At 61.1% G+C, this 11962-nt stretch carries 9 protein-coding genes and 1 pseudogene; 7 read left to right on the forward strand and 3 right to left on the reverse strand.

The genetic code is table 11. The annotated features are described in order from the left end of the window. The first annotated feature begins 47 nt into the window (after positions 1 to 47). Positions 48 to 863, forward strand: a complete 816-nt coding sequence (locus ACEN83_RS11690; protein ID WP_218479943.1) for an AraC family transcriptional regulator — start codon at positions 48 to 50, stop codon at positions 861 to 863. A gap of 811 nt (positions 864 to 1674) precedes the next feature. On the opposite strand, the gene ACEN83_RS11695 is transcribed toward ACEN83_RS11690, so the two are convergent. After that, the gene (locus ACEN83_RS11695; RefSeq protein ID WP_495580360.1) at positions 1675 to 2106 is read right to left on the reverse strand and encodes a nuclear transport factor 2 family protein; all 432 of its coding nucleotides are present in this window, start codon (positions 2104 to 2106) and stop codon (positions 1675 to 1677) included. A gap of 158 nt (positions 2107 to 2264) precedes the next feature. On the opposite strand from ACEN83_RS11695, the gene ACEN83_RS11700 reads away from it, so the two are divergent. The 3 genes and pseudogenes from ACEN83_RS11700 to ACEN83_RS11710 all read left to right on the forward strand — a co-directional run bounded on the left by ACEN83_RS11700 (position 2265) and on the right by ACEN83_RS11710 (position 4649). Next, on the forward strand, positions 2265 to 2939 hold the full coding sequence (locus tag ACEN83_RS11700; RefSeq protein ID WP_495580361.1) for a DUF2238 domain-containing protein: 675 nt from the start codon (positions 2265 to 2267) through the stop codon (positions 2937 to 2939). Between the two features lie 96 nt (positions 2940 to 3035). After that, a pseudogene (locus ACEN83_RS11705) lies at positions 3036 to 3791 on the forward strand (MCP four helix bundle domain-containing protein); the annotation flags it as partial. Between the two features lie 132 nt (positions 3792 to 3923). Next, on the forward strand, positions 3924 to 4649 hold the full coding sequence (locus tag ACEN83_RS11710; protein WP_407802995.1) for a methyl-accepting chemotaxis protein: 726 nt from the start codon (positions 3924 to 3926) through the stop codon (positions 4647 to 4649). A gap of 77 nt (positions 4650 to 4726) precedes the next feature. On the opposite strand, the gene ilvD is transcribed toward ACEN83_RS11710, so the two are convergent. Next, positions 4727 to 6409, reverse strand: coding sequence for a dihydroxy-acid dehydratase (gene ilvD / locus ACEN83_RS11715; RefSeq protein ID WP_495580362.1), 1683 nt, complete (start codon positions 6407 to 6409; stop codon positions 4727 to 4729). A gap of 483 nt (positions 6410 to 6892) precedes the next feature. Here ilvD and mqo point away from each other — a divergent pair, with 483 nt between their 5' ends. The 3 genes from mqo to sorB all read left to right on the forward strand — a co-directional run bounded on the left by mqo (position 6893) and on the right by sorB (position 10948). After that, complete coding sequence (gene mqo / locus ACEN83_RS11720) at positions 6893 to 8539, forward strand: malate dehydrogenase (quinone) (protein WP_495580363.1); 1647 nt, start codon at positions 6893 to 6895, stop codon at positions 8537 to 8539. A 521-nt stretch (positions 8540 to 9060) separates the two neighbouring features. Continuing rightward, positions 9061 to 10302 carry a SorA family sulfite dehydrogenase catalytic subunit gene (sorA, locus tag ACEN83_RS11725; protein ID WP_495580364.1) on the forward strand — a complete coding sequence of 414 codons (1242 nt, stop codon included), beginning with the start codon at positions 9061 to 9063 and terminating at the stop codon, positions 10300 to 10302. 10 nt (positions 10303 to 10312) lie between these two features. Next, positions 10313 to 10948: a SorB family sulfite dehydrogenase c-type cytochrome subunit gene (sorB, locus tag ACEN83_RS11730; RefSeq protein ID WP_495580365.1), complete on the forward strand. Its 636-nt coding sequence runs from the start codon at positions 10313 to 10315 to the stop codon at positions 10946 to 10948. Positions 10949 to 11160: 212 nt separating this feature from the next. Here sorB and ACEN83_RS11735 read toward each other — a convergent pair whose 3' ends face one another. Further along, the gene (locus tag ACEN83_RS11735) at positions 11161 to 11958 is read right to left on the reverse strand and encodes a glycosyltransferase family 2 protein (RefSeq protein WP_495580366.1); all 798 of its coding nucleotides are present in this window, start codon (positions 11956 to 11958) and stop codon (positions 11161 to 11163) included. Positions 11959 to 11962 lie beyond the last annotated feature (4 nt).

Genomic DNA, 11962 nt, shown 5'->3' on the forward strand with positions numbered 1-11962 from the left:
CGAGGATATGCGACAGATCGTCCAGAACTGCCCTTGGGAGCCTTGTCATGGATCGCTTGTCCACGTTGCTCACCCATTTCGGCGTCAATGCCGGCACTTTCCATAGCGGTATGTTCTGCGGCACCGTCGCCTACGACGGCCAGCAGGCCAGCGGTCATTTACACCTGCTTCAGGCGGGGGAGTTGCTGCTCAAAATGGGCGACCAGCCGGACCTGCAACTGACCGAGCCGAGCCTGATCTTTTTCCCCCGGCCCTATAGGCATCGTCTGTTTGCGTCTGAAGCATCCGGCACGCAACTGGTGTGCGCGACCCTGGATTTCGACGGCGGTGCGGGCAATGCCCTGGCGGCGGCGCTGCCGGATTACCTGGTGCTCAAGCTCGATGAAATCCCGACCCTGGCCGGGACCCTGGAATGGCTGTTCAAGGAGGCGTTCGACGGTACGTGCGGGCGTGAAGCGGTGATGGATCGCCTGTTCGAGCTACTGGTGATTCTGTTGCTGCGGCACATCCTGAGCACCACGGGCCAGCAGCCGGGCATGATGGCGGGCCTTGCCGATGCGCGCCTGGCGCGGCCTCTCAGCCTGATGCATCAAAGCCCGGCCAAGGCCTGGAGCGTGGCCGAACTCTCGGTTGCCGCCAACATGTCGCGGGCCAGTTTCGCCGAACATTTTCGCCGGGTGGTCGGGCAGACGCCGGTGGATTACCTGGTGAGCTGGCGCATCAGCCTGGCGCAGAAGCGCCTGCGCGAGGGCCGGCCGATAGCGCTGATTGCCGAGGAAGTCGGCTACGAAAGCCCCTCGGCGCTGGCCCGGGCGTTCCGGCGCAAGACCGGGCTGAGCCCGCGGGAGTGGAAAGGCAACTGACCACCGCAAATCCCCTGTGGGAGCGGGCTTGCTCGCGAAGGCGGAGTGTCAGCTAGCACAGGTGTTGACTGACCCAGCGCTTTCGCGGGCAAGCCCGCTCCCACAGTTGAATGTTGCTGTGCACAAATTCCGGGTACGCCATAAAGCCCCTTGTGGGAGCGGGCTTGCTCGCGAAGGCGGAGTGTCAGCTTGCACAAGTGTTGACTGACCCAGCGCTTTCGCGGGCAAGCCCGCTCCCACAGTTGAATGTTGCTGTGCACAAATTCCGGGTACGACATAAAGCCCCTTGTGTGTGCGGGCTTGCTCGCGAAGGCGGAGTGTCAGCTTGCACAAGTGTTGACTGACCCAGCGCTTTCGCGGGCAAGCCCGCTCCCACAGTTGAATGTTGCTGTGCACAAATTCCGGGTACGCCATAAAGCCCCTTGTGGGAGCGGGCTTGCTCGCGAAGGCGGAGTGTCAGCTTGCACAAGTGTTGACTGACCCAGCGCTTTCGCGGGCAAGCCCGCTCCCACAGTTGAATGTTGCTGTGCACAAATTCCGGGTACGCCATAAAGCCCCTTGTGTGTGCGGGCTTGCTCGCGAAGGCGGAGTGTCAGCTTGCACAAGTGTTGACTGACCCAGCGCTTTCGCGGGCAAGCCCGCTCCCACAGTTGAATGTTGCTGTGCACAAATTCCGGGTACGCCATAAAGCCCCTTGTGGGAGCGGGCTTGCTCGCGAAAGCGGCATGTCAGTCGACATCATGGGTGTCTGACACTCCGCTTTCGCGAGCAAGCCCGCTCCCACAGGTTTTGTGGTGGCCTCAGCAGTGCATCAGAACTTGAACGCCTGCCGTCCCACCAACAGCCATTTGCCGTCCTGCTTTTGCCAGATCTGGAAGTTCTCTATTTCAGTGGGCACCACTTCGGTGCCTTTGAGCGCCTGTGCCGAAAAATGGTGGCGGACCAGCGCGACATCGCCGGAGACGGTGATGGTCTGGTTCTGCATCTCAAGGGTCTTGAACGCGCTTTTGCCGGTTTCGATGTCGGCGATGAAGGCCTGCTTGTCCTGGATCTTGCCGCTGGAATGCCCGTAGGTCAGGTTCTCGGCGGTCAAGGCTTTCAGTTCCGGGATGTCCTTGTGCAGCATGGCCTGGGTCAGGTGGTCGACGGCCTCGGCCACGTCCTTGTCCGCGGCGGCCGGGGTGGCGGCGACGTAGCCGGTGAACAGGCACAGAAAACCAATCAGCACTTTTGCTTTTTTCATGGGTGTTTCCTTGTTGTTGTAGGGATGACGCGATGATTGGATGAGTATTCATCAGTCATCGTACAACTTATCACGCGCTGGAGGGAAAAAGCGAACTTGCCCGGCGACCTTGCCTCGAAGTTAAAAGGGCGCTGTCCTGACTTCGAGGTATTGCAGCCATGCAGCCGAACCAACGTATACGGCATGACCTGACGTTGCTGATGGTGTTCCTGGTGATCGTCGTGGTGTCGGGTTTTTCTCCCCGCAGCCGGGTGGACTGGGCGCTGGAGAACCTGCTGGTGCTGTTGCTGGTGGGGACGCTGGTCGCGGTTTCTCGGCGGTTTCGTTTATCGGCGACGTCCGTCACCCTGGTGTTTGCGTTTTTGTGCGTGCATGAACTGGGCGCCCATTACACCTATTCCCTGGTCCCCTACGAACACTGGTCGTCTGCGTGGTTCGGGTTCAGTGTCGAGCAGGCATCGGGTGTTCACCGCAATCACTACGACCGGCTGGTGCATCTGAGCTACGGGCTGCTGCTGGCATATCCGGTGCGCGAAGTCCTGTGGCGGCTGACGCCGTTGCGCGGGTTCTGGCTGTTTTTCGTGACCCTCAACATCATGCTGTCGACCTCCGCCCTGTACGAACTGGTGGAGTGGATCGGCGGTGCCTTCCTGGGCAATGACACGGCGAAGGCCTTCGTCGGCGCGCAAAACGATCCGTGGGATTCGCAAAAGGACATGGCCATCGCGGTCGCCGGTGCGATTGCCAGCCTGTCGCTGGTGTCCCTGCGTGGCATGCTGCAAAAGCAACCGGTGACGACCGCATGTCGCAAAAAACACAATCTGTGGGGATAGGCTTCAATTACTGCGTGGCCCCGTCGATAACCTCTTCAAGAGTGCCATCCGCGCGGTGCAAGCCCGCCGTCCAACGTGCCAGAGAGGAACCACAGAGTGTCCATAAAACTGCGTTTGATATTGCTGATCGGCACCGGACTACTGACTGCGTTGATCATGAGCCTGGTCAGTTACCTGGGGAACGCCCGGATGGCCGAGGCCGTGGACGACAACAACGTCAGCATGGCCGCGCTGCGCAATCACCTCGAAGCCGACATGATGCACGACGCGTTGCGCGCCGACGTGCTGTCGGCCATGTTGGTGGGCTTGAACAAGAGCACCAGCAGCAAAACCGAGGTGCGCAGTTCCATCGAAGAGCACGCCCAACGCTTTCGCGATGTGCTCGGGGAAAACCTCAAGCTGCCGGTCAACGACACCATCAAGGCCGGCCTGAACAAGATCAAGCCCAGCCTCGACACCTATATCAGCGCCGCCGAACGCATCGTCGGGCTGGCCCTGGAAAACCCGGAAGCTGCGCAACAGGAACTGGGCACGTTCAACAACGCCTTCAGCCAACTGGAAGACCAGATGGAGGCCCTCAGCGAGTTGATCGAAAGCGACACGCAACAGACCAGCCAGGGCACCGCGCAAGTCATCAGCAACGCCAACCTGACCCTCGGCGGCGTGCTGATCGCCAGCCTGTTGTTGCTGCTGGCCCTGGGGCGCTCGGCGATCCTGAGCATCATGGGCCCGTTGCAAACCGCCAGCCGCATTGCCGAGAGCATCGCCCATGGCAACCTCAGCGAGCCGATTGTCGAGCCCACCCACAAGGACGAAGCCAGCGCCTTGATTCGTAGTCTGGCAACCATGCAGCGGGATTTGCGCGGCATGATCGAAGTCGTGCGCAGTAACGCCCACGGCGTCAGCGGCATGAGCGAACTGCTGAGCAACGGCTGCCATGAGGTGGCCGGCAGCAGCCAGCAGCAAAGCGCGGCGGCCAGCACCATGGCCGCGGCCGCCAGCGAAATGACCGCGAGCATCGAGGAAATCACCCGGCATGCCGAGCGGGCACTGAACATGGCCAATCAGGCAGAAGCCCTGGCCAAGGATGGCGGTCGGGTGATCCACCAGGTGGTCAGCGACATGGACGGCATCGCGCGTTCGGCGCAGCAGTCGGCGCAGGTGATCCGCACGCTGGACAAGGAGTCCGAGGGGATTTTCAACATCATCCAGGTGATCAAGGGCATCGCCGACCAGACCAACCTGCTGGCACTCAACGCCGCCATCGAAGCCGCCCGCGCCGGCGAGCAGGGACGCGGTTTTGCCGTGGTGGCCGATGAGGTCCGTAGCCTGGCGGGGCGCACCAGCGCTTCCACCCAGGAAATCGCCAGCATGGTCGCACGCATCCAGCAAAGCACCCGCGAGGCGGTGATCAGCATGGAGGAGGGCGTGGCCCAGGTCGACAAAGGCATGGCGGTGACGGCCGATGTCGAGCGCGCCATCCGCGAGATCCTCGATGCCACGCTGCACACCACGCAACTGGTCAATGACATCAGCCGTACCATTGGCGAGCAAAGCCTGGCCAGCAACGAGATCGCCCATCAGGTGGAGATGATTGCCGGCATGTCCGAAGGCAACAGCAAGGTGATCGGGCAGACGGCTTCGACCACGGATGAGTTGTCCAGCCTGGCGGGGCAGCTGTCGCAGTCGGTGGATCGGTTCAGGCTTTAAAAGATCGCAGCCTGCGGCAGCTCCTACAGGGATCGCGTACCTCTGTAGGAGCTGCCGCAGGCTGCGATCTTTTGACCTTAAAGGTACTTGTCCGTCACCGCCCCCTCCGAAGCACTGGACACGGTCTTCGCATACTTGGCCAGCACCCCGCGTTTGTATTTGGACTCCGGCCGCACCCAGCGCGACTTGCGCTCGGCCAGCACGGCATCGGACACATCCACGGTAATCTGCCGGGTTTGCGCATCGATGATGATCCTGTCGCCATTCTCGACGAGCGCAATCGGCCCGCCTTCAAACGCCTCAGGCGTGATATGCCCCACCACAAAACCATGCGAGCCACCAGAGAAGCGCCCGTCGGTGATCAGCGCCACCTCCTTGCCCAAACCCTTGCCCATGACCGCTGACGTCGGCGAGAGCATTTCGCGCATGCCCGGCCCGCCCTTGGGCCCTTCGTAGCGGATCACGATCACTTCGCCGGGCTGCACCTCGCCGTTGAGAATGCCGGCCAGCGCACCTTCTTCCCCGTGATAGACCCGCGCCGTGCCTTCAAAGCGCAGGCCTTCCTTGCCGGTGATCTTGGCCACGGCGCCGGTGGGCGAGAGATTGCCGCGCAGGATGACCAGGTGCGAGTCCTTCTTGATCGGCTGGTCGAAGGGCCGGATCACGTCCTGGCCGGCCGGATAGTCGGGCACGCCGGCGAGGTTTTCCGCCAGGGTCTGGCCGGTGACGGTCAGTACATCGCCGTGCAGCATGCCGGCATCGAGCATGCGTTTCATCAGCGGTTGAATGCCGCCGATGGCCACCAGCTCGCTCATCATGTACTTGCCGCTGGGGCGCAGGTCGGCGAGCACCGGGGAGATCTCGCCCAGCTCGACGAAGTCATCCAGGGTCAGCTCGACATCCACCGCGTTGGCCATGGCCAGCAGATGCAGCACGGCGTTGGTCGAGCCGGCGAGGGCGATCACCACGCGTATGGCATTCTCGAAGGCTTTGCGGGTCATGATGTCCCGGGGCTTGAGGTCGAGCTTGAGCAGTTCCATGACCTGTTGGCCGGCGCGGAAACTGTCCGACGCCTTGTCGCCGCCAATGGCGTCCTGGGAGCTGGAGCCGGGCAGGCTCATGCCCAGCGCCTCGATGGCCGAGGCCATGGTGTTGGCGGTGTACATGCCGCCACAGGAGCCGGGGCCGGGAATCGCCACTTCCTCGATCTGCTTGACCTGGATTTCGCTGATGTCGCCCCGCGCGTGCTGGCCCACGGCCTCGAACACGGAAATGATGTCGGTATGCCCGGCCCCCGGCTGGATGGTGCCGCCATAGACAAAGATCGACGGGCGATTGAGCCGCGCCATGCCGATCAGGCAGCCCGGCATGTTCTTGTCGCAGCCGCCGATGGTCACCAGACCGTCGAAACCCTCGCAACCGGTGACCACTTCGATGGAGTCGGCGATTACTTCGCGGGACACCAGCGAATACTTCATGCCTTCGGTGCCGTTGGCGATGCCGTCGGAGATGGTGATGGTATTGAAGATCACGCCCTTGGCGCCGGCGGCATTCGCGCCTTTTTCGGCCTCGAGCGCCAGCTTGTCGATGTGCATGTTGCAGGGGGTGACCATGGCCCAGGTCGAGGCGATGCCGATCTGCGGCTTGTCGAAGTCTGCATCGGTAAAACCCACGGCGCGCAGCATGGCCCGGGCGGGCGCGGCTTCGACGCCGTCGATTACTTGAGAGGAGTACTTGCGCAGATCGTCTTTGTCGCTCATGACTTGTCCTCACCGGCTCATCTGAAGACCACTGAGTATAGTCGCCGATCCGCCGCTACCTCGTGCACTGCACCCCGTAGGAGCCGGCTTGCCGGCGATGGCGGCCTTGAGTGTTGTATCGCATCGCAGGGCGCCATCGCTGGCAAGCCAGCTCCTACAGGTTTATCAGCGACCGGACCATAGAGTCGCGAACAGACGCGCGGGTTAGCCATGTCGTGATATTCTTCGCCCCAACTTGGTTTGACCTATTCAGTTGGCGTGTCCTCGAGACGTGCCGACGGAATCACTGTCGCTCAAGTAGCTGAAGCCAATAAAGATAAAAAGTCAGTTCAGAAGGGACAAAAAACTGGGGTCGATGCAGTTCATCGGCCTTGTGTGCCCACCCTGCAATCCTTGAGTGCCGCATCCGTGACTGCCGTGAAACACGGGGGCTGTGCGCATGAGGATGGAAGGGCGGATGGCGTTTTATCATAGGTGCTACAGATGTTTAAGAAAGTGAACACAGCCCTGCTGGGGCTGGCCTTGTCGTTGGGGATGACGACAGCCCAGGCCGAAGAAGCCAAGAAGGTCGACGTACTGCTCATTGGCGGCGGCATCATGAGCGCGACCCTGGGTGTCTGGCTCAACGAGCTGGAACCTGGCACTTCGATGGAAATGATCGAGCGCCTCGACGGCGTCGCCCAGGAAAGCTCCAACGGCTGGAACAACGCCGGTACCGGTCACTCTGCCCTGGCCGAGCTGAATTACACCCCGGAAGACGAGAACGGCAAGGTCTCGATCCCGAAGGCCGTTGAAATCAACGAAGCCTTCCAGATTTCCCGTCAGTTCTGGGCCTGGCAGGTTCAGCAAGGCGTGCTGAAGACCCCGCGTTCGTTCATCAACTCCACGCCGCACATGAGCTTCGTGTGGGGCGATGACAACATCAAGTTCCTGAAAAAACGCTACGACGCCCTGCAGGCGAGCCCGCTGTTCGCCGGCATGCAGTACTCCGAAGACCCGGCCGTGATCAAGCAGTGGGTGCCGCTGATGATGGAAGGGCGTGACCCGAACCAGAAAATCGCGGCCACCTGGAGCCCGATCGGCACCGACGTGAACTTCGGCGAAATCACGCGTCAGTTCGTTGCACACCTGCAAACCACGCCGAAGTTCGACTTGAAGCTGTCCAGCGAAGTACAGGACATCACCAAGAACGCCGACGGCAGCTGGCGCGTCAGCTACAAAAACCTGAAAGACGGCAGCAAGACCGAAACCGACGCCAAGTTCGTGTTCATCGGCGCCGGCGGCGGTGCCCTGCACCTGCTGCAGAAGTCCGGCATTCCTGAAGCCCAGGAATACGCAGGCTTCCCGGTAGGCGGCTCGTTCCTGGTGACCGAGAACCCGACCATCGCCGAACAACACCTGGCCAAGGCCTACGGCAAGGCTTCGGTGGGCGCACCGCCGATGTCGGTTCCGCACCTGGACACCCGCGTGCTGGACGGCAAGCGCGTGATCCTGTTTGGCCCGTTCGCGACCTTCAGCACCAAGTTCCTGAAAGAAGGTTCGTACCTGGACCTGCTGACCACCACGACCACCCACAACGTGTGGCCAATGACCAAGGTCGGCATCAAGGAATACCCGCTGGTCGAGTACCTCGCCGGCCAACTGATGCTGTCGGATGAAGACCGCCTCAACGCCCTGAAGGAATACTTCCCGAACGCCAAGGCTGAAGACTGGCGCCTGTGGCAAGCCGGCCAGCGCGTACAGATCATCAAGCGTGACGAAGCCGCCGGTGGCGTGCTGAAACTGGGCACCGAAATCGTCGCTTCGCAAGACGGCAGCATCGCCGGCCTGCTGGGCGCCTCCCCAGGCGCATCGACCGCCGCACCGATCATGCTGACCGTGCTGCAGAAAGTGTTCAAGGACAAGGTCGCGAGCCCTGAGTGGCAGGCAAAACTGCACCAGATCGTACCGAGCTACGGCACCCAGCTGAACAACAGCCCCGAGAAGGTTGCTGAGGAGTGGGCCTACACCGCCAAGGTGCTGGAACTGACTCCGCCACCAGCGGTGATCGCGCCGGCTGTGAAACCAGTGACTGTCGATACGGATGCGAAAGCGCCGAAGCCTAGTGCTGCGAGTGATATGGCTCTGTAAGTAGACGCCGGATCAAAAAAAGCCCACTGAATCGGCGACGGTCAGTGGGTTTTTTTGTGGGCGATGACCAGGACATCGTTTTCGAAAGGGCTTCTCTACGCCGTAATGCTGTTCACTTCAGCATCTCTTCAGTCAGAGAAAACCCGTGGCGAGGGAGCTTGCTCCCGCTTGAGTGCGTAGCACTCACATAAAAAAACGGCACATTTTTTGGGGCCGCTGCGCAGCCCAGCGGGAGCAAGCTCCCTCGCCACAGAAAGCAGGTGTGTCTGAGGCATCGGGCTTAATTGAACAGCACTCTCTCTATGCCGCACATATCGGCAATCCCTGTCATCAATTGCCAAGTATCTGACGCTCAATGTGAAGCAGATAGGTTGGCCGTGACGATACTGGTTTGTTTACCGACCCGGGTAACGCGAAACCGTAAGTCTGATACCTCTTTGCCCTGGCGGGAATTTGTAGGGGCGAGCTTGCTCCCACAGTAGTCAGTTGCATCTCGATAAAACAATCATAGAGAGCGCAGAATGAAGTTCAGTTTTATAGACAGCCGCCAGCCGAGCCGCCGGCGGGTTTTACGCGATGCTTTCACGTTGGCGTTGGCGGCTTCGCCGGTGGCAAATCTGGCCAGGGCCGCCGAGGAAAACACTGAGGAAGTGACCTTTGCCGCGGGCCCGCGACCGCTGGTGCAATACCCGCAAAAACGCCCGTTGACCCTGGTGACCACGCGGCCGCCGCACCTGGAGACGCCGTTCTCTGTCTTCAATGAAGGGGCTATCACGCCCAATGACGCGTTTTTTGTGCGCTACCACCTGGCCAATTTCCCGACCAGCATCGATCCGGACAGCTACCGCCTGACGATCAAGGGCTTGGTCGACACGCCGCTGTCGCTTTCCCTTGCCGAACTCAAGGCGCTTGCCGAGCCGGTGGAGGTGGTGGCCGTCAATCAGTGTTCGGGCAACAGCCGTGGCTTCTCGATGCCGCGGGTGTTCGGGGCTCAGTTGGGCAATGGCTCGATGGGCAATGCGCGGTGGCTGGGGGTGCCGCTCAAGGCGGTACTGGAAAAGGCCGGTGTGAAAGGCGGTGCCATGCAAGTGACCTTCCGTGGACTCGATAAGCCGGTGCTGCCGAGCACGCCGGAGTACATCAAGGCGCTGGACATCAGCCATGCCATGGACGGCGAGCCGATGATCGCCTGGTCGATGAATGGCACCGACCTGCCATTTCTCAACGGTTACCCGATTCGTCTGGTGGTACCCGGTTATTTCGGCACGTACTGGGTCAAGCACCTGAGTGAGATCGAAGTCGTCGACCATACCTACGACGGTTTTTTCATGGCCAAGGGGTACAGGGTTCCGGATAACGATTGCCTGTGCATTGCCCCCGGCACCACGGCGGCGAAGACCCAACCGATTTCCAGACTGCCGGTGCGCAGTTTCATCACCAGCGTCAAACACGGCGATGTATTGCCGCTGAACCAGAGCCTGGTGCTCAAGGGCATCGCGTTCGACGGCGGCGCCGGGGTCAACAAGGTCGAGGTGTCGATCGACGGCGGAGCCAACTGGCGCGAATCCACCCTCGGGCAGGACCTGGGCCGTTTCTCCTTTCGTGAGTGGACGCTGCCGATCACCTTTACCAACAAGGGCGCCACTCAGTTGATGGTGCGAGCCAGCAACAGGGCCGGCGAGACGCAGCCGCTGCAAGCGGACTGGAACCCCGGTGGCTACCGCCGCCACGTCGTCGAAACCCGCCACGTGACCGTCGCCTGAGGAGGGCTGCATGAAATTTTTGACCTCCCTGTTGTGCGCCGCCCAGGTTTGCCTGATGACCCTGGCTGACGCGGCGCCACTCTCGATCACCTTGCCGCCGGAAACGGCAGTGTTCAAGCCCAGTTCGCTGCCTGGTTACCCTTTGGCGCAGCAGAAGTGCTCCATCTGCCATTCGGCCGACTACATCAACTTCCAGCCGCCCGGCATGAGCCTGGCGCAGTGGACCGCCGAAGCGGGCAAGATGCAGCACGTGTACGGTGCTCCGATCAGCGACCAGGACGTGAGTGTGATCGGCGCGTACCTGGCGGCGACCTACGGCAGTGCCAAGGCCAGCGACGCAGATGTCCAGGCGGCCTCGAACCCGCCGCTGGAGCAGCCGCCGACGGTGTCGGTGGTAAAAGTGGCTTCAGCCTTGCTCAAGGACAACGCCTGCCTGTCCTGCCACGCAATCGACCATAAGGTCGTCGGCCCGGCCTATCACGATGTGGCGGCCAAATATGCCAATGACCCGCAGGCGCTGGCCCGGGTAATGTCCAGCATTCAGCATGGCGGCAGCGGGAAGTGGGGGGATGTGCCCATGCCGCCCTTCGCACAATTGGGCCCGGACGACCTGAAAAGCCTGGCGACGTTCATCATGAGCCAGTGAGTCCGCCGTCCAGTTTGGTGGAGCACGCGTTCCCCTGTAGGAGCTGCCGAAGGCTGCGATCTTTTGATCTTGATCTTCAGCAATCTCCAGATCGCAAAAGCAAGATCAAAAGATCGCAGCCTGCGGCAGCTCCTACAGATATTTCGTTATCTGTGTTCCCCCGGGATTGACGGTCAGTGGGCTTTTCTGTGAGTGCGATTTGTTCAATCCATCTAGGGATTGTCGGCACTGAAGCGCTGGAGAATGTCCTGGTACATTTTGGTCCGGCGGTGATCCCGGCCATATCCGCCAGCGGCGGCGACGGTGCCGGCCTGGACGTGGTCCAGGTACTTGAAGATTTTGCCGGGGGACAGAAACACCACCTTGTAGCCAAGGCCGATCGCGCGGTCCTGCAGCTCATAACCGGGCACCCGGTCATCGATCTGGAAATGCAGACCCTGCTGCTTCATCAGCCTGCAATTCCACAGGGTGCAAAAGCTTTTCAGGTGGGTTTCGGTGTAGGGCTTCGGCTCTCTTGAGCGCAGGCCCAGGGAGAGTTTCAGCCGGCGAAAATGGTGCTTTGCGAAGCGTGAGGTGAAGCGCCAGACAGTCCTTGGCAACCCGCGATTGAGTTGTTCGGTGCAGCCGACCGCGATGACATTTCGGTCCCTGGTGCAGTGCTCCATCATCATCGTAAAGATGCTGGCATCGAAGACGAAGGTGTCGGTGTGCATCAGGAACAGATGGTCGGTATCGACCTTGGAAAGCGCCATGTCCAGTGCCTTGCCATGGGCGATGTGGCCGGGTTCTTTGGTGGGGGCATCGCGTTCGATCAGGTTGATCCAGTCCAGTGAGCGCAGATACTCGACGCTGGCGTCCGCCGAATCGTTGTCCACCACCCAGACGGGTATGCCGGCTTTGCGTGCAGGCTCACGTAAAAGGTCCAGGCAGATCCTGGTCAGATCGAGGGTTTTGTAATTCACCAGCACGATGCTGAACGGCGGTTTGGCGCTTGTATCGACACGGGCCATCTTC

The sequence above is a fragment of the Pseudomonas sp. Pseusp49 genome, from assembly GCF_059491875.1.